Genomic DNA, 19,861 nt, shown 5'->3' with positions numbered 1-19,861 from the left:
ACAGACAGGCAGTTGCAGGAAGAATGAAGCTTGCTTTGACGTTGATGGTGCGCGATGAAGCCGACATTATCGGCGCAACGATCGAGCACCACCTCAATCAAGGATTCGACGCCATCCTTGTCACCGACAATGGGTCTATCGATGGCACCTATGAGATTCTGCAAGGATTCGGTGACTCCATTGACCTGCGCCAGGACCCTGTTCAGCGCAAGCAGCAACACAGTGTCGTAACTGGTATGGCCCGAGACGCATTCAGTAGGTTCGGTGCTGATTGGGTAGTTAACGCTGACGCAGACGAGTTCTGGGTTTCCCAGAACAGTGAGCACTCACTGCGCGACGTGTTCGAGAAGATTCCACCGGACATTTCAACCTTCACCGTTCCCGTCATCGATATGACCGGGGATCCGGCCAATGAGGGCACTGGCCTTCAGCGACTCGTCTACCGCGATCTGCGCCCTGTCGGGAGTATGAGCCGCCTCGGGATTCACGCTCACTCCACTCCAAACACCGTTCATGTCGGGCACGAAGACGTCGTGGTCTCACAGGGCAATCACTTCGTCGACCTCGGTTCGCACGGCGAGCTTCCCCCCGGGCTTGGTCTCGAAGTGCTGCATTTTCCATGGCGTTCATGGACACAGTTCGAGCGCAAGGTACGCAATGCCGGACTCGCATACGAAGGTAATCCGGCGCTCACGCCCAGTCCGAATCATCACGGAATGCGCGAGTACCGCCGACTGCAGAGGGGGAGCCTTCAGACCTTCTACGTCTTGCGCCATCCGGATGCGGGCGAGATCGCGCGCGGTATTGCCAACGGCGAACTCACGAAAGACACTCGAATCGCTGAGCGTTACATTTCGGCCGTTCCCGATCAGGATTTGCCAGACTCAACTGTTTCAGCTGCACGACGCTACGGCTCAATGCTTCTGACATATGAACGCGAGATCGAAGCCCTCCGTGCGAACGTACGGGAGCTCGCCATAGCGGAGACCGAGCTCGCCGGAGTGAAGACCGAGCTCGCCCGAGTGAAGACCGAGTTCGCCGCCGCGAATACTCACGCTCAGAGAATCTCTGACGAGCTTCAGGCTTACCGTAGCCGGCGGAGCGTGAGTTTCATCGACAGCCTCAGCTCTCACGTCCGAGCTCGTCGGCGCCGCGACAGCAAAACCAGTTGAGGTTGGCCCGGCCTCCTCATCGACCGAGTCCGGGCCAAGCATTCACAGCTGCTTCGCGCTGGAAGCGTAGAGGACCTATCCCTCTGGAAGCGACTGAAGGTACGTTCCGTAGCCGCTCTTCACGAGTGGCGCTGCTAGAACCGCAAGCTGCGCGTCACTGATCCACCCCGCACGCCAAGCGATCTCCTCGATGCAACCCACCTTGAACCCCTGGCGGTCTTCGATCACGCGCACATACTCTGACGCCTGCATCATCGACTCGAAGGTTCCGGTGTCGAGCCAGGCCGTGCCACGGTCCAGTACCTGCACGTGAAGCTTGCCCTGTTCGAGGTAGCGCTCATTTATCGTGCTGATCTCCAGCTCGCCGCGCGCACTCGGCTCAATCGTTTTGGCGATGTCGACGACTGAATTGTCGTAGAAATAGAGGCCGGGCACTGCATAGTTACTCTTTGGTTTGGCAGGTTTCTCCTCGATCGAAAGCGCCGCCATGCTCTCATCGAACTCAACGACACCGTACGAAGTCGGGTTGCTCACGTGGTAGGCGAAGATGCGCGCACCCTCGAGTTCATGGTTCTTGCGCAAAGACGAACCGAGACCCGCCCCGTGGAAGATATTGTCGCCGAGAACCAACGCGACACTGTCGTCGCCGATGAACTCTTCACCGATGATGAATGCCTGTGCGAGTCCATCCGGCGATGGCTGCACCGCATACTCGATTCGGATGCCGAGGTCGGAGCCGTCGCCAAGTAGAGCGCGGAACTGGTCGTTGTACTCGGGGGTCGTGATGATCAGAATTTCTCTGATGCCAGCCATCATGAGCGTAGACAAGGGGTAGTAAATCATTGGTTTGTCATAGATAGGCATCAGCTGCTTCGAGATGCCTTTAGTGATCGGCCAGAGACGCGTGCCGGATCCTCCGGCCAGAATAATTCCTCGCATGAGTCAGTTCCCCTCGTTCAAGCTCTGGTAAAAGGCACGCATGTCGCCCCAGGTGGGCAGCAGACCAGATGCCTCAGCCTCAGCGAGGCTGGGCGCCTCGAGGTCCTTAGGCGAGAGAAGCGCTTCGCCCGCCTCCTTCGGAAAGACCAGGCCCACCTGTTCATCAAGCGGGTTGATGCCGTGTTCGCGAGTGGGGTTGAAGACATCGGTCACCAGGTAGCTGACAGTGGCATCGTCGGTCAGCGACACAAAGCAATGGCCGAGGCCCTCGGCAATGTAGATGGCACGGCGGTCGGTGTCATCAAGCAACACGCTGTCCCACTGACCAAACGTCGGCGATCCGACACGAATGTCGATCACATAGTCGAGTACGGCACCGTGCGTCGCGGTGACGTACTTGGCCTGCCCCACCGGCACATCAGCGAAGTGGATGCCACGCACAACACCGCGCTTCGAAACGGAAGTGTTCGCCTGCCTCAGCTTGATCGAGTGCCCGATGGTCTCTTCGAGTTTATCGAAGCGGTACCACTCGAGGAAGACTCCCCGGTCGTCGCCGAACTGCTTGGGCGTGATTTCGTAGGAATCAGGTATGGAAAGTTCACGGATCTGCACTGAGCAACTCTACCAACCCCGAATCAGCGACACCAAAGCTTGCCAACCAACAAGCGCGTTGGCACTCGTCCGTTGGATCGAATTGGTCACCTTGTCCGGCGGAGCCTTTTTCTCGCGGCGCGCAGCTTGTGAGCCAGCCGCCCGCTCTTACTCCAGCGGATCTCCTCGACTTCTGCTAACGCGCCACCTAACAGCTTGATCAGGCTATCCTCACCTGGAAGCACATGGAATTCACCGATCGTGAGCCGAAGCTTCTGGCCTTCGGCGACTTCCCCCCTCACCAAATACTGTGGATCGTCTCCGCCGAATACGTCAAATCCCAGTGCCGTCATGGAATTGACTCCCTCAAGAATGAGGCCAGCACCTCCCTCGAGGCGGACGTCTCGGCACGCGCATCCGAGTCCCTCAACCGGGTCTACCCGCATTCCGACTACTCCGGCAGGCACCACGAACTCGACAGCCACTCCGCCAGGCAGCACCCCCGCCTGGTCGTAGGGAAGGGACAGCTTGTCCCCTTCGCCAAACCCCTCTCCCCGATCCCAATAGACACTCACCACTAATTGCGCGGGAGAGTAGACCGCGGAAAGCCGTGCCAGTTCAGACATTCGGACGTCAACGGTTGAAAACCGGTCGCCGACTCCTGACCCGATGCGACGGTTGAGTGCTTCCAAATAGTGCGTCATGTTCGTCAACCGGTTTCGAGCCACGTTCTCCGGCATCGAGTAGTGGACGAAGTACCCCGCTCCCTGCACGACGAGTGGCAACAATAGCCGCCACTGCCCGGTGGTCAACGCCGTTCCGGATGTGGAATTCTGCGCGAGGTCGATCAGCCGAGCGAGAGCAGAGGTGCGGAACCAGAAGACACCCGAAATTGGCACCACCGGCGGCTTCTCTGGTGAAACCGGAACGGTCAGTCCGAGAGCCTCTAACGTCCCGACAACTGGTTCGAAATCATCCGTCCAATCGAGACCGAGGGATCCGAAGTATCCCGCGTGCACGGGGGGTGGCGGGACGAGCATTCCGCAGGAGTCATGAGTCTCAAAAAAGTCGATGACATTCGATACGTATCCCTGGCTGGCGAGTACGGCTTCCCTCGCCTGATCACGCTGCGCATATTGGATTGACTCGGGGAAGGTCGGCTGGTCGCGTTCGGCATCAACGAAGCATGCGAACTCGTAGTCCTGTGAGAGCTCCACGGCCATGTGCAGCGCAGATCCGTCCCGTGTGTCGACGACGCGCACCAGTGGCGAAAGAGTGCGGGCGCTGGGTTCGACCTGACCTTCGATCTCTGCATCCTCACCCAGGAGCAAGAAGATGTCGGCGTCGGTTGCACTCAGCCGAGCTTGCTCAAGCCAGAGTTCTGCGTCCCTGGCTGCCCCGTTAACAAAAACGGCAGTTCGGGCGTGACTCTCTGACCTCGCGACCGGCGCCGACGAGAGCACCTCGTCGAGGTTCAACGCCATCCGCAAATCGTACTGGTTGGACGAGCGAGCAAGGTGCCGATACACCAAAGCGCTGTCATACCGTCCTGAATCGTGAAGATAGTCAATCAGCTGACGAGCGGGCTGATTGGCATTTTCATCGAGGTACACCGTTGGATCGGCGAAAAAACTCTTCCGCTTGAATATCGGACAGCCGCGATTTTCGATCAAATCCACTGGCATATTGAAAAGCGGGTAGTAGACCTTACCGACGAGGTCGGCTGTATCAACAAACGCCGACCACCGAAATCCCGCGTCGGAAAATCGCTTGGTAAAAATGGCTTCATGTTTTGAAACTGCATCGCCATAGGACTCAATTGGAACCATGTTGTCCCAATACGACTGGAACTCAGTCCCGATCAGCATTGATCGGCGCACAGCTATGAAATGTGACTGAAGGTGAAGCGGGATGTACCCGTCTTCCATGGTTCCCCACGGATCGAAAGTCGCACCGTTGTGAACAGTGATACCCCAAAAATCGAGGTCTCTACTATCCATCTCGCTGAACATGGTTTCGAACGGGTGCGTGGGGCCCATGATGGTGAAATTCACCATAATAACCTCGTCGTACTCGGCGAGGGCCTCCCAACCCTTCGAGTCCAGGGCAGCTTTGTATGCCCAGACATCGAATCCCTTATTCGGCCTCACAATGACCTGAGCGCCATCAATACTCGACAACCGTGCCCGGCCCTCAGCAGTGAGCTTCCCATTGCAGACAACGATGAGTTCGCTCAGGTTCGAGTTCAGCTCGCGAAGAAAATGAACGACGTAGTCGTCGACAACACCATCTGCATCGTAGAAGAAATAGATCCCCAGTCGCGATGTTGGCCCTACAGGGTCAATGATCATGCCAGCAGGGCTCCTGACGCGTTCGCCATGATTGACCGGATCTTCCGATTATTCCCCCACACTCCAGGCGAATCGTACGGCCGATCCGGGTACGCGCCATAGAGAAGCCTCAAGTCGAATCCCCGATCTTGGATGTACTGCTCGACCTGCGCTCTCAATTCGGTCGCTTCGCCCGAACCGCAATTGATCACGCCATCGACATCAGTCTGCATCGCGACGGCCGCGACTTGCTCTGAGAGCTCTCTGACCTCCAGGAAATCGTACTTGCTCTTCCCGCTTGTGAACGGAAATGTCTCATCGCCCCGCGCGGCGGCGGCCGAGATCTTGGAAAAGATTGACTGACCGCCCTCGTCGTGACCATACACATAGAAACAACGCAGCCACTGTAAGACGGTGTCCTTCCCTTCCAGCGATACCGACAACGACCGACGTAGAGAATCTTTCGCAATTCCGTACAAGGACATGGGGTTCGTTGGAGTGGTGTCGTCAATGGCACCCTCGACGTAACCGACCTCGTGCATGCTGCCCAGCACCACAAGTTGCTTCAAGCCAGCACGGGTCAGCGATGTAAGAAACCGAAAATGGTCAGATAGTCGGTCCATGTGAACCGGTGAATTGTGAACAAATCCGTCCTCCCAAGCGAGATGAACGCACACGTCCGGGTAACCGAACTCAGCCATGACGTCGCCTTCGACTTGGAAGATATCGGTCGCCAATATGGTGGCCCGCGAGTCAATCGCGCTGGGTCGACTGAGCGCGCGTCGGTCGATGGCCACGACATCGGCCCCACGGTCCAGGAGAGCCTCGACCACGTGGCGCCCCATGTAGCCTCCCGCGCCCGTCACGAGTATCCGCTTCGACAATTCACTTCCCCGCATTCTGAATTCTCATAGTCAACCAAAAGAGTAGCGGAACGAAGGAACTCAAATTCCCCTTCGACCCGCCGACGGTCGGTCATTTAGCCATGATCTACCTGTCTGGTTGAGCAGAGCTTTGAACCGAGAATGGATTTTTGATCAGGAAAAATGGCGCCGGAACTGAACCCGAGGGTCGATACTGGGCGGCCCACGCCGTTCGCGACCATCCCCTCCACTACAAGCGTGTCGGACGCCGTCAACGCGGACGCATCTGCGGCGTCACCGACGCAGACCTCGGCAAGCACGTGGCGGCACGATGTGCCACGAGTTAGACCGCCTCGCAGCCAGGCAGAGTCATCGTGAGACACTCCAAGGGCACTCATCAGCTGGCGTTGGCGACCCAACGTGGAAGTGGGAACGCTTCCCCTGTCAGGATGAGGGCTTAAGGAAACGGCGCCCAATCTGCATCGAAATCGATTCTTCCACGGCCTGGAGCGCGGCCGTCAGCTCGGGAACGCTCATCTCGTAGGCGACATCTTTCGTGAGCATCGGTGACGCGAACGGCCGGATGAGCCGACGAATGCGTGTCGCCACCCGCCACCGTCGGGATGACAGTATTGCGCTAGCTCTGCGAAATAACTCAGAATGCTCCTGGCGCTCCGCGGTTCTCAACGCTTCGCGCTTCAGCTCGACCACTTCAGCGCGAGAATCCTGGAGTTCTGAGTGAAGCGCGTCCCTCTCGCATTGAAGCGACTCAGCCAAGAGCGTCCCTGTGATGATCTTGCGATCCATCTCCCCGAGGTCCAATTGAAGCTTGACCACCAATCGATACAAGTCACCGTGCAGCGAGAGAAATGTATTGTATTGCTGCGCAAGCGGGGCCGAAATAGTGGTCCTACCTGCTTCGGTGAGCCGTGGATCGCCAAGCAGTCGCTCCATCTGACCAGACAACCGCCAGCGCTCAGCGAATTCGTTGCGGCGCTCGTGAGAGAAGCTTGACGCAGCTTCAAATCCATCTCGCAACTCACGTGCAATCACATCCGCTGCCACCCGACGACCTGTCGCCCGTCCTGAGAAATTGTGGTGAAGCTCAGACTCCAGGTTTTCCTCGCTCAGCCAACCAATCCCACCGAAATGGTCATACACGTAGCAAGGTATGCCCATGGATAGCCCATACTGCACCGTCTTGCCAATGGTAATTATTCCGTCGTACTCAGCCAACAATTCGGGAGTGACTCTTTGAGGGTTTTTCCCCTCGCCAAGAAAGTCGACTCGCACTCCCTCCGCTTCCAGTTGCTGAGCCGCGCGGCTCACTTCCTCTGGTGGATGGTTCGAGACGATGAGTATCCGCTCAACCTCAGGCTTACGAACCGGCGTGGCAAAGTTGCCAAACGCGTCTGGCGCGGGGTTGTCGAACAGCCTCACGCGACCTTGGCTCAGCCCGAAGTCCATGACACGCTCGCTCACTTCTGGTGAGATCACTGTAGAAACAGTCGCCAGAGCCGTTTCAACGCTCGCAAGTATCGGAAGCTCAATCGCCATAAAGCTCGACAGGTGGTGCCAGACAATCGGCGCGATAATCCCAGAACTCTCAAGACGCCGAATCATCGTCGGGGGCAAGAGACCGTGTTGTATCCAAATCAGGTCGTAGTCGTCCGGAAACTCTTCTTCAGGGCTCGCGACCACCACGCGCAAGCGACCCCATGAGGGCAAAGAGACAATTTCGTCGAGCACTGGTGTGCCCAAATCATTGGTGTACACATCCACATACCAACCGCGATCCAGGAAGTACTCAATCAACTCGAGCGTCACGACTTCCGAGCCCGCCAAGTTCCGCATGTGGTTCGTGCAAATCATCACTCGAGACATCCCGGGACTTCCTCCATCCAAACGATCACGACAACGACCCGAGACGCTGGACGCGCCAGACGGTCATGTGCCGACAATTGACAATTTTTGCACGGATGGACTGGGCCAAAAGGAATGAGAATCGTAACGGCAGACCTCCGGCATCAACGACATCACCGATTCCTGCCAGCGTTCACGTAGCGTGATCAGACTAGAATCTTCACGGAGTACAAGCGAACGGAATGGTTACTTTTCTATGAAAATTCTCGTCACCGGCGGCGCCGGGTTCATCGGCTCGAACTTTGTTCGCCGCACACTCGAAGACGCCTACCCCGGCCTCGAAGGGGCAGACGTCGTCGTTCTCGACGCGCTGACATACTCGGGCAACCTCGCGAATCTGGCCTCCGTCGCCGACTCGCCGCGCTACACCTTCGTCAAGGGTGATATCCGCGACGGTGCCCTGCTGGACACGCTGTTCCCCGACGTCGACGCCGTCGTTCATTTTGCGGCTGAGTCACACGTCGACCGTTCAGTACGTGATGCCTCGATCTTCGTCGAGACCAACGTGCTCGGCACCCAACAGCTGCTCGACGCAGCGCTACGCAACGACCTCAAGCGTTTTGTGCACGTCTCCACCGACGAGGTCTACGGCTCGATCGCCGAAGGCTCGTGGGATGAAGAGCGCCCGCTCGAGCCCAACTCGCCCTACTCGGCGTCGAAGGCCGGCAGCGACCTGCTCGCCCGCAGCTACCACCGCACCCACGGCCTCAACGTCTCGATCACGCGCTGCTCGAACAACTACGGACCCTTCCACTTCCCGGAGAAGGTCATCCCGCTGTTCGTCACGAACCTCATCGACGACAAGCACGTTCCTCTCTACGGCGAGGGAAACAACATCCGTGACTGGCTGCACGTTGACGACCACACCCGCGGCATCGCCATGGTGCTCGTCGGCGGTCGCGCCGGTGAGATCTACAACATCGGTGGTGGTACAGAGCTCACCAACAAGGAGCTCACCCAGATGCTGCTCGACTCGACCGGCAAGGACTGGTCGTATGTCGACCGCGTCGCCGACCGTCTCGGCCACGACCTGCGTTACTCGGTCGACATCAGCAAGATCCGCGCCGAACTCGGCTATGAGCCGCAGGTTCCCTTCGAGCAGGGTCTGGCCGATGTCGTGCAGTGGTACCGCGACAACCGCTCCTGGTGGGAGCCGCTGAAGGAACGCGCGGCCCTCAGCTGATGACCCGTTTTCTCATTGCCGGTGCTACCGGCATGCTCGGTCGCGACCTGCAGTCGGTTCTTGTAGATCGTGACGTGACCCCCCTGGGCCGGGCCGACCTGGACGTGACCGACCTGGCGGCCGCGCGCGCCGCAGCAGCAGGCCATGACGTCATCATCAACGCATCCGCGTTCACCAAGGTCGACGACGCTGAGACAAACGAGGATGCCGCATACTCGGTGAACGCGCTCGGTCCCCAGAACCTGGCCATTGCGGCAGCCGAAACCGGCGCCACGCTCGTCACTGTGTCGACCGACTATGTCTTCGACGGCACCGGCACGACGCCTTACCCTGAGTCGACACCGTGCCACCCGGTCAGCGCATATGGCCGCACCAAGGCTGAAGGCGAGCGTCTCGCCCTGGAAGCGCATCCGTCGGGCACCTACATTGTGCGCACCGCCTGGCTGTACGGCCAACACGGTGCGAACTTCGCGACCACCATGCTGCGTCTGGCAGCGTCGCATCCGGAGGTCACGGTCATCACCGACCAGGTCGGGCAACCCACCTGGTCGATGGACCTTGCCCGGCAGATCGTGGCACTGGTTGACTCGGATGCCCCGTCCGGTATCTACCACGGCACCAACAGCGGCCAGGCGAGCTGGTTCGACTTCGCGCGCGCCGTCTTCGCCGAAGCCGGGCTCGACCCCGAGCGCGTGAAGCCGACCGACAGCTCTCAGTTCGTGCGACCGGCGCCGCGCCCGTCGTACTCGGTGCTCGGGCACGACGCCTGGAAACTGGCCGGCCTTGAGCCGATGCGCGACTGGAGGGCCGCCCTCGCCGCAGCAGCACAACAGGGAGTTTTGGGAACCGTATGACCACGCTACGGGTTGTCGTCGACCAGCTGATTGCACCGGTGCCCGGCAGTATCGGGCGTTACACCGAGCAACTCACGCAGGCACTGATCACGGCGGCCCCCGCTGGCTGCGAGGTCGAAGGCATTGTCTCGTCGTCGACCCCGGCCGAGTACTCCCTCGTCGAGGAACGGCTTCCCGGCCTTTCCGGCCTGTACAAGACGACCCTCGCTCGCCGCGAACTGGCCGCCGCCTGGCAACTCGGAATCACCTCCTCCCCCGGTCCGGGAATGATTCACTCGCCGAGCCTGCTGGCCCCGCTCCGCCGCCACGACCGCGTGAACGGCGGCACGCAGGTCGCCGTGACGGTGCATGACACCCTTGCGTTGTCGCATCCGGAAGCCTTCACCACGGCGACAGTCGCGTGGTCGAAAGGCATGCTGAAGCGAGCCCGCAAGCACGCGGATGCCGTCGTCGTTCCGAGCCACGCGGTGGCCGCAGAGCTCGCCGAGATCGTCGATCTCGGCGATCGGGTGCGTGTGATCGGCCCGGCGCTCAGCCGCACCTTTCATCTGCCCGGCGCGGAGCTCGCGCGGAGCTTCGCCGACGAGCTGATCGCCGAGCGCCTGGCCGCACTCGACCTGCCGGCCGAGTACATCCTCACCGCCGGCACTCTCGAGCCCCGCAAAGCCGTCACGGCGCTGATCGCGGCGCTCGGTCGCCCCGGAGCCCCCGATCTTTCCCTCCTCGTGCTCGGTCCCGATAGCTGGGGCGAGCTCGATCTGGCCGCCGTCGCCGACGAGGCCGGACTGCCCGCCGGACGCGTGAGAGCCATTTCGGGCCTCTCCGACGAGAACGTCGCGTTGATCATGTCGCGCGCCGCTGTCTTCGTGGCGCCGAGCCTGGCCGAGGGATTCGGCCTCCAAATCATCCAGGCATTCAAAATGGGCACCCCGGTGATCCATTCGGATGCGCCGGCGCTGGTCGAGACCGCCGGTGACGCCGGCTTCGTGGTCGAACGCAACGACGCCGAGGGCTACCCGGAGCGATTGGCGGCCGCTCTCGACCGTGTGCTCGGCGACCGGGAGCTGGCCGACCGGCTGCGCGTCTTCGGCAGCGACCGCGCGAAGGCGTTCAGCTGGCGGGACTCCGCCGAGCGCGTCTGGCAGCTGCACGCCGACCTGTAGTTCCTGCCCGTGATCGATCTTGTCGAGATCTGGTGACCGGATCGTGAGATCGGCTCGCGTGGTCTCGACCGGTTGTCGAGCCTGTCGAGACACGACCACCGGTGAAACTAGTTGGGCCAGTACGGATCGATCTGAAGCCGGCTCCCCCAACGCTTTTGCAGGGCAGTGAGCTCGGACGGGGCAACTGTGGCAACACGGGATTTCGATTCGAAATGATACAGCCGCGCGTGCGGCGTCCAGACGATCGATTCACCCCTGGACCGAATCTTCATTGAGAAATCGACGTCGTTGTAGTTTCCCGGGAGGAGCGTGGAGAAACCGCCCACTCTCCAATACAGCTCGGCGGAGACCAACCCACACGCTGCAGTCACCCCGGAGACTTCTCGGTCAACGGAGAGTGACCCAAGATCGTCGTCCTGGTCTGCCGACCATCCGATCGCGATGTGCCCCGCATGACCGTCACGGTACAGGTGGCCACCGTGCTGGATCGTCTCGTCGTCGAAGTAGAGAAGTGTTCCGACATACCCGATGCCGGGCTGCTGAGCGAGCCCGAGCATTCTCTCGATCCAGTCGGGAGTGATCAGTTCGATATCGTCGTTGAGCAGCAGCAAGTACTCCCCGTTGGCGTAAGCCGCGCCACGATTCATCTTCGCCGAGAAGTTGAACGTCGACGACCAGCGGACCAGTCGAAGCCGTTCTCCGGCGACAACAACGAGGTCGTCGATGACCGTCTGTGGCGTCTCGTCGTCGGCGACGACAACGAATTCAATGTTCGGATAGGTGGAGCGTTCGACAATCCCGCGCACGGCTTCGACGACAAAGGTCTGGTTCCGGCCCCTCGCGTGACCGCTGCCGCCCCGCGTCGGGACGATGATCGAGACCAGCGGGTGCTTCTGAAGCGGGTAGCTGATGCTTCGCGTGCCGTTCGGGAGCACCGACACCGTGGCGTCAATCCCCAGCGATTCCAGGTGATCTTCAACCACGCCCACCGCAGCGGCGGTCGCCGTCACACTGAATGTTGGGGCAGACCCGGAAACGACGTACAGCTCCTCAGGAAGATGAACGACGCGGGCGTTCTGCCCGGGCACGCGGAGCGCGAGGTCCAGCTCGTGAGCACCTGTCGCACCGGAGCGGAAACCGCCGGTCTCTCGCACCGTCGCTGCGCGAAAGACCCGGAACTGACCGAGATAGTCCTGCGAGCGCAACCGCACCGGCGAGTGAGCTGGGCGACTCCGTGGCACGCTACTTCGTCCGCCCTGCGCCGCATTCTCGCAGTCGGTGTACACGAGATCCGTATCGGGGAATCGGCCCACCACCTCGGCGACGGCCTCCAGTGCGCCGGGCTTCAGCGTGGCATCCGCATCGATCCAGACGAGATGGTCGCCATGCATCTCAGCGAGCGTCTGGTTCAGGATCGCCGCATCATCCCCCTCGGTCGCCACAATCGTGACGCGGGCGGTCTCCGGCGAGGTCGCCAGCGCGGCGCCTACCGTGGCGGCGGCCGTGTGGTCGATCACGCAGACGACGTCCGATGCCGGCGAAGTTTGCCGCGCAACAGAGCGCACTGCGGCAGTGATCGAGGAGGGTGAACGTCCTTGCCCGGCCACAAACACCGAAAATGTCGCACGCGCGACGTCCGCCGGAGCGACGAAGCGAAAGTGTGGGCTCACGCGCCGCGCCCGCGCCGCACGATCCGCTGGGCGACCCGTGCGGGTGCTGTGATCAGGCGCCCCATCCGCCAGGCCGATGAATGGCGCATGAGCACCAACTGCCGCTCCGCAGCAAGCTCTTCTGTCGGGGTCAGCGAGTCCGCGATAGCAAGTTCGGCCAGCTGCGCCTCAAGGCCGATGACACGATCGACCAGTGCAAGCTGACGCTCGAGAGAGATCAAGAGGTCCTGCCGCGAAGCCTCGGCTTCTGCGGCGGTCCATGACTTCTGGTCTGGTTCGGTCACAGCGTGATCGTTTCCCCTCGATATCGCACGTACACTACTGTAGCTCTGTCGCCTCGGGTGCCGAGAGACGCGCAGGAAAAGGAAAGTGGATCCGTCGAAGTGAGCCGTATAACCGCCGTCGTTCCCACCTTCAACCCCGACAGCACTCTCATCGATCGGCTTGACGCGCTGGCGGCTCAGGTCGATGCGGTGATCGTTGTCGACGATGGGAGCCCCGCACATTCGGGCGCACTCTTGGCGGAGGTCGAGGCGCACGGATACGAGGTGCTTCGGAGCAGCAGCAATCGAGGCATCGCCGCCGCCCTCAATGCCGGCACGGAACTCGCGCTCGCTCGCGGAGCGCGGTATGTGCTGACAATGGACCAGGACTCGACCATCCCTGACGATTACGTCGCAGCGTGCTTGGGCGCTTTCGAGATCGCGTCGCCGGAGACACGGCTGGGTGTGGTCTGCTCCGATCGCATCAACGGTATGCCGTCCATCCCTGAAGCGTGGACTGCGGAGGGACTCGGATTGGTCAGGGAAGCAATCCAATCCGGCTTTCTGATCAGCGCCGAATGCCTGCGCGAGTGCGGCCTGTTCGATGAGGAACTCTTCATCGACTGCGTCGATACCGAGTTCTGCCTGCGGATCAACATGCTCGGCTACCGCATCGCGGTTGGCCCTGGCACCGACATCCGTCACTCGTTGGGCGAACGCGTGCCGCTGCGACCATGTGGAATCCAGCTCAGGCGGGGCGGCCGCGCCGCCAGCTACGAGTACCACGGCCCAGTTCGCCGCTACTTCATCGCCCGCAACAACGTGGATCTCTACCTGCGCTTCGCCACAGTCAAGCCCCGGTGGGTGCTCTCCGCGATCAAACGGGAGTTTTCACCCACGGTGACGACCATCGTCTCAGGCCCGCACGGCGTGCGGCAGCTGGTTGCGACGCTGGTCGGCGCGACTCACGGCCTGATCCGAAAACGCGGACCCATTCCGCCCGCTCTGCGCGCGATCCTCACGCCACGTCGCGGCGCACAGAGCGGAGCTTCTCCCTCTCCAGCGAACCCGCCTCAATAGCGGCGTGGTCGTCCAGTCCAGTGCGGAGTGAACGGTAGTAGCTCTGCCATTTCACGGCGTGGAAAGCCGGGTTGACCACCAGCCAGTACAGTTTCCTGCGGATGCTGTAGTCCCTGTCGCGTAGGATTCGTGCCGAGTCCCGCAGAACGCCGTAGCCGGTGTACAGCACCTGGCGCCCCCGACCGATCTTGCGCACGTCGTGGCCCACGCGACGCCGAGAAATCGTCTCGTCGAAAATCCGTTTTCCGTACTCACGGAGGGTCATGTCGTTGGAGTGTTCGACGCAGGCCTGCGGAGCATATGCCTTGCGATAGCCGGCCTCGATGACGTCGCGCCCGAACGCAAAGTCCTCCGAGTACGGGAGGTCCTGATAGGGAATGACATTCAGCAGGAAGTCCCGCCGTGTGGCGGAGTTCACGTCGGAATAAAACGACAGCTCATAGAGCTGCTGTGGGGTGCGCTCCCCCTCACCCCGGCTGAAGACGGTGGTGCCGAGATCGGACCCAAACCGGGCGAAGACTCCAAAAATCTCGTACTTGAGCAGAGGAAAACACTGTCGCCGGGGGATCTGCTTACCCATGACGGCGACGGCATCGAGGCCCTGCGGGTCAAGCGGCGCCGTGATCTCCGTCAGCCACTGTGCATTCGATGGCACTGCATCCTGTGTCAGATAGGCGATCATGCGGCCGCGCGCAAGTCGCGCGCCGAGGTTCCGGGTCGTGCCATGCCCGAACTCCTCATTCGGAATCTCGTGCAGACGCACCCAGGGGCGCGCTCGCACAATATCCATCGTGCCATCGGACGAGCCGGAGTCGATGACGAGCACCTCGTATTCCCCAGTGAAATCCTGCGCTTTCAGGGCGTCAAGGATGGCGCCGAGGTACGGTTCGCCGTTCAAGGTCGGAATGACGATTGTCGCGTCGATTGTTGCGGCGGCGGCAACTTCTTCCATCGCGCGAGCCTAGAGCGAGGTGCGCATTGTGCGCTCGAACGCCGTCACAAATGTCTCGCCAGGATCTGCCCAGTCTGTCTCCTCGACCGAGCGGGCGATCGCGGCCGAATGTTCAACAGCATCCGGACGCTCGAGAATCTGCACGATTCGATCGGCGATCGCACGTGGCGACATCGGGACGTAGTCGATGTGCGGGCTGTCGAAGAAGCCGTGTGTGTTGCCCGCATCGTTGACGACGGGCACGACGCCGCTCGACATGATCTCCATTGGGAGGAGGGACATGTTCGTCAACGACAGCGCCAACCCGGCGGCGCAGCGGTTGTAGATGTCATTGAGCGCGGAAATGTCGACGGCGGAATGATTCACATAGGGGAACGGGACGTCGAGGCCCGACATATCCCAGCCGACGAGGTTGATCGTCACATCCGGCCGGAGCCGGTGAAACTCGTGGAGCGCAAGCAAGCCGAATTCAGTTGCGCGCCGCGGCGTCGGTGGGCGCACATAGAACAGGATCTCAGCGCGCGGCATCGAATTAACATGCCGGTACCGGGTCGTGTCGACCGCATAGTCGTAGTAGTCGCAAGACATGCCATAGTCGTCCTGCAGCTTGCGGGCGAGCCAGCGTCCGGCAGAGATACCGTGAAAGCCGAGCCGGTAGGTGTTCTCCGCGACGACGTACTCGCTTCCGGCGGCGAAGAAGGCCGGTTCGAAGTCCTGCACGAAGTAGAAGCGCTTCGCCGGTCCTTCGTACCGGTAGGCGGAATACGCGTTCTCCCAGTCCGAGGCGAAAAGCGCGTCGTACCCCTGATCGAATCCGTTCGCCGGATCGTAGATACGAAACTGTGCTTTCAGATTGGGGTAAGCGGTGGTTTCTTGCATCATGAGTCGGACCGCATCGATGCTTACCGCGGGGTACTTGGCCGGCGAATAGAGGTACACAGTGAGCTCGTGGCCAGCCTTCTCGAGAAACTCCATGAACCGGAAAGCATTTTGGTGGCCGCCGCTTGTGCGTCCTGGGGGCGTGATGATCCACGCGACTCGGTAGGCACCGTCTCGCCCCTCGAAAGCTCCACCGTTGAAATCACGCTGCTCGGTCCAGTCGACCGCGCTGATTTCGTCGGGGTACACACTCGCAAGGGGCTTTCGTGCGAATGGATTGTACCGGGTTGAGAGCCACTTGGCACTCCTCCACGCGGTCGATCCGAGACCCTCAGCCTTGATCGTGTCGACGACCCGAGTAACGCCACTCATGAGTTCTCTCCGTTGTTCGTCACGGTATTCACGTTCAGTTTCCCCCCTGATCGGTGTATGAAGTGACTCCGGCGATCACCCGCGACACCTCGTCATCCGTCATCCCGGCCCAGAGCGGCAGTCGCACCAGTCGACGCGAGAAATCCTCGCTCTGGGTCAACGGCTGGAGAACCCGCCCGAATCGCTTCCCTGCCGGACTGGAATCCAACGGCACATAGTGGAATGTGGCTGTCACTCCGTGCCGCCTCAGGTGGCTGATCAGCAGTGATTGTGATTCCCAATCCGGCATCACGAGGTAAAAGAGGTGTGCGGCGTGGATGCCGTGCGGCGGATCCATCAGACGGACGCCATGCTCGCCCGCCCAGTCCGCCAATTCGGTGCTGTACCGGTTCCATACGGCAAAGCGTCGCGCCTGAATCGCGTCGAACTCCTCGAGCTGCGCATCGAGCACGGCGGCGTTGAATTCGCTCAGCAGATAGCTTGACCCCAGGCCGACCCAGCTGTACTTGTCGACTTCCCCACGAAGAAACTGCGAGCGATTGGTCCCCTTCTCGCGGAGAATTTCGGCCTGTTCGACGAGCCCCGGGTCGTTGATCAACAACGCGCCGCCCTCACCACAATGAACATTCTTCGTATCATGAAAACTTTGGGTTGCGACAGCGCCGAAGCTGCCCAACACTCCACCGCCGACCCCGACACGAACGGCGAGACCGTGAGCGTTGTCCTCGATGATCGGGATTCCCCACTCATCGCCAATCGACATGATGGTCTCAATATCAACAGGAACGCCGCCGTAATGCATCACCGAAATGGCTTTGGTCTTCGGCCCGACCGCCTCCTCGACCTGTTGGGGGTCGATGTTGCCCGTTTCCGGATCGATGTCGATGAACATGGCGCGTGCGCCTGCCAGCGCAATCGCATTAGCCGCTGACGGAAAAGTGAAACTCGGAACGATGACTTCATCGCCCGGCCCGATTCCGAGCAGGCGGATTGACATCTCCTGCGCGTGCGTGCACGAAGTGGTCAGCAGTGCGCGATTGGCCTCGGTGAGCGATTGCAACCGGAGGCTGGCGGCGCGGGTGAAATCGCCGTCGCCATGGGCGTGATCGGAGTCGAGCACGGCGACGAGGTTGCGGAGCTCCCCGGAGGTCCTGAACGGCCGCGAAAAAGGTATGGCGTTAGAAACGCGCGTGTGTGTGTCGTGCACCGTCACGTGTAGCTCCCCCAAGCGTGGCACTGTCGTGTGCCGTCGTGACAGTGTACGGGGCGCGTGCGACGGGAAAGTATTTCGGCGCGCGAATCTCTCAGTGAACGCCCAGGGCCCAGTCGGTACCCGCCGTTGAACGTGTTCTTCCGGCTCAAATCGGTCAGCCTGAATACAGATCCTTCTTGGAAGGGTCAGTCAAAGCGTCAGACAGGCTCTGGGTCAGACCGATCCGACCCCACACTCATCGTCACTGACAGGCTCGACCAACGGCGGAGCCTGTCTGGAGATCGGCACGCGCGGTTTCAAGAGGCTTGCTGGCGCTCGCGGCTCGGTTGTTGAGCCTGTCGAAACACAACCACCGGGAGTCACCCCGGCCCGAGCGGCTTCGAGAAACCTCGGGATCAACGGGTCAGTGCTGTCGCGCAGCCAGGCAACTCCAATGCTCCAGCGGGCAGAAACGAGATGGACCGGCACGAGCCTCACCCCGTCGGGAACAATCGCCGACATGCTCGCCGGAACGAGCGCAGCGCCGACACCGGCAGCAACAAGCGCCAACACCGTGAGCAGATCGGAGGTCTCCTGCAGGACGGCGAGCCGGCATCCCAGATCCGTGAACAGGTCGTCGATCTGAGTCGCGAGACCCGGGCCGCACGCGGGAACGAGACGGATGAGCGGGCGCGCGTCGAGCCAGCCTCGCACGGACTCGCGGTCAAGCCCCGGAATCCCCTCCCCGCGGGGTAGCGCGATGGCAAGTTGATCGCCGCTGATCACTCGCGTCGCGATGTCAGCAGGAACAGGATGCCGGATGAACCCGACGCTCAGCCGTCGCTCCCGGAGAGCGGAGACCTGCGCCGACGACGACATGTCCTCGAGCGTGACGTCAATCGACGGATGTGCGGCTCGAAATGCGGCAACCGCCCTCGGGGCGATGTTCATCGATGACATACCGAACCCCACGCTCAGCAGGCCAGCACGTCCCCCGCCCACGCGTTCCATGCGCTGTTCCAGGGCGTCTGCCCGACGCACGAGATCGATCGCGTCGGCCAGCACCGTCTGCCCGGCAGCGGTGAGCACCGCGCCCTGACGGCCGCGGTGAAACAGCACGGTACCGGTCTCCCGCTCAAGCGTTTGTATCTGTTTGGTCAGCGCCGGCTGCGTGGTCGACAGCGATTCTGCCGCCCGGCCGAAGTGGCCCAGATTGGCGACGGCGACGAACGCTTGCAATCGTCGAATGTCCATTCCCGAACCCTATCAACGCTACGCCAACCATTCCTTACCGTCATCGTTAGCGTCGGTGAGGCAGATCGCGGATCGATGCCGGGGCGGAATCGAAACTCAACCAGGACTCATTGGACAGTGGGTCGGGTCACAGCGACGCTTGAAGGAGCCCGCACCCCAAGGAGAACCAGTGCCCGACCAACCACCACCCTTCCGTGCCTCCGTCGTGCAGTTCGAAGCAGTGCCCGACCAGGCCGACACGAACCTCGCGACCATCCGCCGACTGGCGCTTGACGCCGTCGCCGACGGCGCGCAACTCGTCGTGTTCCCGGAAATGTGCCTGATCGGCTACTGGCACCTGCGGAACCTGACTCCCGAACGCCTGCACGAGCTGGCCGAGCCCGAGAGCGGATCGCACGTCAGCTCGGTGCGAGAACTCGCCCGCGAACTCGGCGCCGGCATCGGCATCGGATATCTCGAGCGGGGCGACGACGGCCTGCTCTACAACTCCTACTCGGTCTGCCTTCCGGATGGCGCCCTGCACACCCACCGCAAGCTCCACGCATTCGAGCATGAGGCGATCAGCAGCGGCTCACAGTTCACCGTCATCGACACCCCGTGGGGCGTGCGGCTGGGCATCCTCATCTGTTGGGACAACAATCTTGTTGAGAACGTGCGCGCCACGGCGCTGCTCGGCGCGACCGTGCTCGTCGCGCCCCACCAGACCGGCGGTACCAACTCGCAAAGCCCGCGCGGCATGAAACCGATCCCGGCCACGCTCTGGGATAACCGCACGACCGATCCCGCGGCCATCGAGGCGGCATTCCGCGGGCCGCACGGTCGCGAGTGGCTGCTGCGCTGGTTGCCCGCTCGTGCCCACGACAACGGGCTCTTCATCCTCTTCAGCAACGGCGTCGGCCGGGATGACGACGAAATCCGCACGGGCAATGCCATGATCATCGATCCCTACGGTGCCATCATCGCCGAGACCTGGGTGGCCGACGCAGCAATCGTGACCGCCGACCTCGACCTCGGGCTCATCCCCACCTCGACCGGCCGACGCTGGATCCGGGGGCGTCGCCCCGAGCTCTACGCGATCCTCACCGAACGGCAAGGCAACGAACTCGGCGCCCGCGCCGCCCGTTTCTCGCCCCTCCCGGTCGACGTTCGGGGGTAATCCGGGAGGATCGGTGCGTCTGAGG

General features: G+C 61.5%; 17 protein-coding genes. 6 read left to right on the top strand and 11 right to left on the bottom strand.

Annotated elements, in window-relative coordinates; translation table 11 throughout:
- Nucleotides 1-23 precede the first annotated feature (23 nt).
- Nucleotides 24-1,172 (top strand): glycosyltransferase family 2 protein, encoded by a 1,149-nt coding sequence (locus tag AB4Y63_RS14715; protein WP_441791812.1) that lies wholly within the window; start codon nt 24-26, stop codon nt 1,170-1,172.
- A gap of 75 nt (nt 1,173-1,247) precedes the next feature.
- Here the strand turns inward: AB4Y63_RS14715 and rfbA are convergent, their stop codons facing one another.
- The 5 genes from rfbA to AB4Y63_RS14690 all read right to left on the bottom strand — a co-directional run bounded on the left by rfbA (nt 1,248) and on the right by AB4Y63_RS14690 (nt 7,779).
- Nucleotides 1,248-2,111 carry a glucose-1-phosphate thymidylyltransferase RfbA gene (gene rfbA, locus AB4Y63_RS14710; RefSeq protein ID WP_441791811.1) on the bottom strand — a complete coding sequence of 288 codons (864 nt, stop codon included), beginning with the start codon at nt 2,109-2,111 and terminating at the stop codon, nt 1,248-1,250.
- 3 nt (nt 2,112-2,114) lie between these two features.
- The gene (locus AB4Y63_RS14705; protein ID WP_441791810.1) at nt 2,115-2,723 is read right to left on the bottom strand and encodes a dTDP-4-dehydrorhamnose 3,5-epimerase family protein; all 609 of its coding nucleotides are present in this window, start codon (nt 2,721-2,723) and stop codon (nt 2,115-2,117) included.
- An 86-nt stretch (nt 2,724-2,809) separates the two neighbouring features.
- Nucleotides 2,810-5,053 carry a rhamnan synthesis F family protein gene (locus AB4Y63_RS14700; protein WP_441791809.1) on the bottom strand — a complete coding sequence of 748 codons (2,244 nt, stop codon included), beginning with the start codon at nt 5,051-5,053 and terminating at the stop codon, nt 2,810-2,812.
- The gene (locus tag AB4Y63_RS14695; RefSeq protein WP_441791808.1) at nt 5,050-5,931 is read right to left on the bottom strand and encodes an NAD-dependent epimerase/dehydratase family protein; all 882 of its coding nucleotides are present in this window, start codon (nt 5,929-5,931) and stop codon (nt 5,050-5,052) included. The genes AB4Y63_RS14700 and AB4Y63_RS14695 overlap by 4 nt, the downstream gene beginning before the upstream one ends.
- A 408-nt stretch (nt 5,932-6,339) precedes the next feature.
- Nucleotides 6,340-7,779, bottom strand: coding sequence for a hypothetical protein (locus AB4Y63_RS14690; protein ID WP_441791807.1), 1,440 nt, complete (start codon nt 7,777-7,779; stop codon nt 6,340-6,342).
- Between the two features lie 235 nt (nt 7,780-8,014).
- Here AB4Y63_RS14690 and rfbB point away from each other — a divergent pair, with 235 nt between their 5' ends.
- From rfbB to AB4Y63_RS14675, 3 genes are read left to right on the top strand one after another with little or no spacing between them, the layout of a single operon-like run.
- Nucleotides 8,015-9,001, top strand: coding sequence for a dTDP-glucose 4,6-dehydratase (gene rfbB, locus AB4Y63_RS14685; protein ID WP_441791806.1), 987 nt, complete (start codon nt 8,015-8,017; stop codon nt 8,999-9,001).
- The gene (gene rfbD / locus AB4Y63_RS14680) at nt 9,001-9,855 is read left to right on the top strand and encodes a dTDP-4-dehydrorhamnose reductase (protein ID WP_441791805.1); all 855 of its coding nucleotides are present in this window, start codon (nt 9,001-9,003) and stop codon (nt 9,853-9,855) included. Before rfbB ends, rfbD begins: the two co-directional genes overlap by 1 nt.
- On the top strand, nt 9,852-11,018 hold the full coding sequence (locus AB4Y63_RS14675; RefSeq protein WP_441791804.1) for a glycosyltransferase family 4 protein: 1,167 nt from the start codon (nt 9,852-9,854) through the stop codon (nt 11,016-11,018). Before rfbD ends, AB4Y63_RS14675 begins: the two co-directional genes overlap by 4 nt.
- A gap of 107 nt (nt 11,019-11,125) precedes the next feature.
- Here the strand turns inward: AB4Y63_RS14675 and AB4Y63_RS14670 are convergent, their stop codons facing one another.
- Both AB4Y63_RS14670 and AB4Y63_RS14665 read right to left on the bottom strand, forming a co-directional pair.
- Nucleotides 11,126-12,688 carry a glycosyltransferase family 2 protein gene (locus tag AB4Y63_RS14670; RefSeq protein WP_441791803.1) on the bottom strand — a complete coding sequence of 521 codons (1,563 nt, stop codon included), beginning with the start codon at nt 12,686-12,688 and terminating at the stop codon, nt 11,126-11,128.
- Nucleotides 12,685-12,972 (bottom strand): hypothetical protein, encoded by a 288-nt coding sequence (locus tag AB4Y63_RS14665; protein ID WP_441791802.1) that lies wholly within the window; start codon nt 12,970-12,972, stop codon nt 12,685-12,687. The genes AB4Y63_RS14670 and AB4Y63_RS14665 overlap by 4 nt, the downstream gene beginning before the upstream one ends.
- Before the next feature lie 99 nt (nt 12,973-13,071).
- Between AB4Y63_RS14665 and AB4Y63_RS14660 the strand changes: the two genes are divergently transcribed.
- Complete coding sequence (locus tag AB4Y63_RS14660; protein ID WP_441791801.1) at nt 13,072-14,031, top strand: glycosyltransferase family 2 protein; 960 nt, start codon at nt 13,072-13,074, stop codon at nt 14,029-14,031.
- Here AB4Y63_RS14660 and AB4Y63_RS14655 read toward each other — a convergent pair.
- From AB4Y63_RS14655 to AB4Y63_RS14640, 4 genes are all read right to left on the bottom strand, one after another.
- Nucleotides 13,970-14,983: a glycosyltransferase gene (locus AB4Y63_RS14655; protein WP_441791800.1), complete on the bottom strand. Its 1,014-nt coding sequence runs from the start codon at nt 14,981-14,983 to the stop codon at nt 13,970-13,972. The two genes, AB4Y63_RS14660 and AB4Y63_RS14655, sit on opposite strands and share 62 nt — an antisense overlap.
- Before the next feature lie 9 nt (nt 14,984-14,992).
- Entirely contained in the window at nt 14,993-16,234 is a 1,242-nt protein-coding gene (locus tag AB4Y63_RS14650; RefSeq protein ID WP_441791799.1) for a rhamnosyltransferase WsaF family glycosyltransferase, read from the bottom strand.
- Nucleotides 16,235-16,268: 34 nt separating this feature from the next.
- Nucleotides 16,269-17,447 (bottom strand): dTDP-4-amino-4,6-dideoxygalactose transaminase, encoded by a 1,179-nt coding sequence (gene rffA, locus AB4Y63_RS14645; RefSeq protein ID WP_441791798.1) that lies wholly within the window; start codon nt 17,445-17,447, stop codon nt 16,269-16,271.
- A 213-nt stretch (nt 17,448-17,660) separates the two neighbouring features.
- On the bottom strand, nt 17,661-18,680 hold the full coding sequence (locus AB4Y63_RS14640) for a LysR family transcriptional regulator (RefSeq protein ID WP_441791797.1): 1,020 nt from the start codon (nt 18,678-18,680) through the stop codon (nt 17,661-17,663).
- A 169-nt stretch (nt 18,681-18,849) separates the two neighbouring features.
- On the opposite strand from AB4Y63_RS14640, the gene AB4Y63_RS14635 reads away from it, so the two are divergent.
- Nucleotides 18,850-19,836, top strand: a complete 987-nt coding sequence (locus AB4Y63_RS14635; RefSeq protein WP_441791796.1) for a nitrilase family protein — start codon at nt 18,850-18,852, stop codon at nt 19,834-19,836.
- Nucleotides 19,837-19,861 lie beyond the last annotated feature (25 nt).

This window comes from Leifsonia sp. YAF41 (assembly GCF_052113185.1).
In the GTDB taxonomy this organism is placed as follows: Bacteria; Actinomycetota; Actinomycetes; order Actinomycetales; family Microbacteriaceae; genus Cryobacterium.
The sequence above is the reverse complement of the archived record's forward strand: the minus strand, read 5'-3'. Positions and strand labels throughout refer to the sequence as shown.

Coding starts and splice junctions, on each gene's coding strand:
- AB4Y63_RS14715 (WP_441791812.1), top strand. CDS start 24: ATGAAGCTTGCTTTGACGTTGATGGTGCGCGATGAAGCCGACATTATC.
- rfbA (WP_441791811.1), bottom strand. CDS start 2,111: ATGCGAGGAATTATTCTGGCCGGAGGATCCGGCACGCGTCTCTGGCCG.
- AB4Y63_RS14700 (WP_441791809.1), bottom strand. CDS start 5,053: ATGATCATTGACCCTGTAGGGCCAACATCGCGACTGGGGATCTATTTC.
- AB4Y63_RS14695 (WP_441791808.1), bottom strand. CDS start 5,931: ATGCGGGGAAGTGAATTGTCGAAGCGGATACTCGTGACGGGCGCGGGA.
- AB4Y63_RS14690 (WP_441791807.1), bottom strand. CDS start 7,779: ATGTCTCGAGTGATGATTTGCACGAACCACATGCGGAACTTGGCGGGC.
- rfbB (WP_441791806.1), top strand. CDS start 8,015: ATGAAAATTCTCGTCACCGGCGGCGCCGGGTTCATCGGCTCGAACTTT.
- rfbD (WP_441791805.1), top strand. CDS start 9,001: ATGACCCGTTTTCTCATTGCCGGTGCTACCGGCATGCTCGGTCGCGAC.
- AB4Y63_RS14675 (WP_441791804.1), top strand. CDS start 9,852: ATGACCACGCTACGGGTTGTCGTCGACCAGCTGATTGCACCGGTGCCC.
- AB4Y63_RS14655 (WP_441791800.1), bottom strand. CDS start 14,983: ATGGAAGAAGTTGCCGCCGCCGCAACAATCGACGCGACAATCGTCATT.
- AB4Y63_RS14650 (WP_441791799.1), bottom strand. CDS start 16,234: ATGAGTGGCGTTACTCGGGTCGTCGACACGATCAAGGCTGAGGGTCTC.
- AB4Y63_RS14640 (WP_441791797.1), bottom strand. CDS start 18,680: ATGGACATTCGACGATTGCAAGCGTTCGTCGCCGTCGCCAATCTGGGC.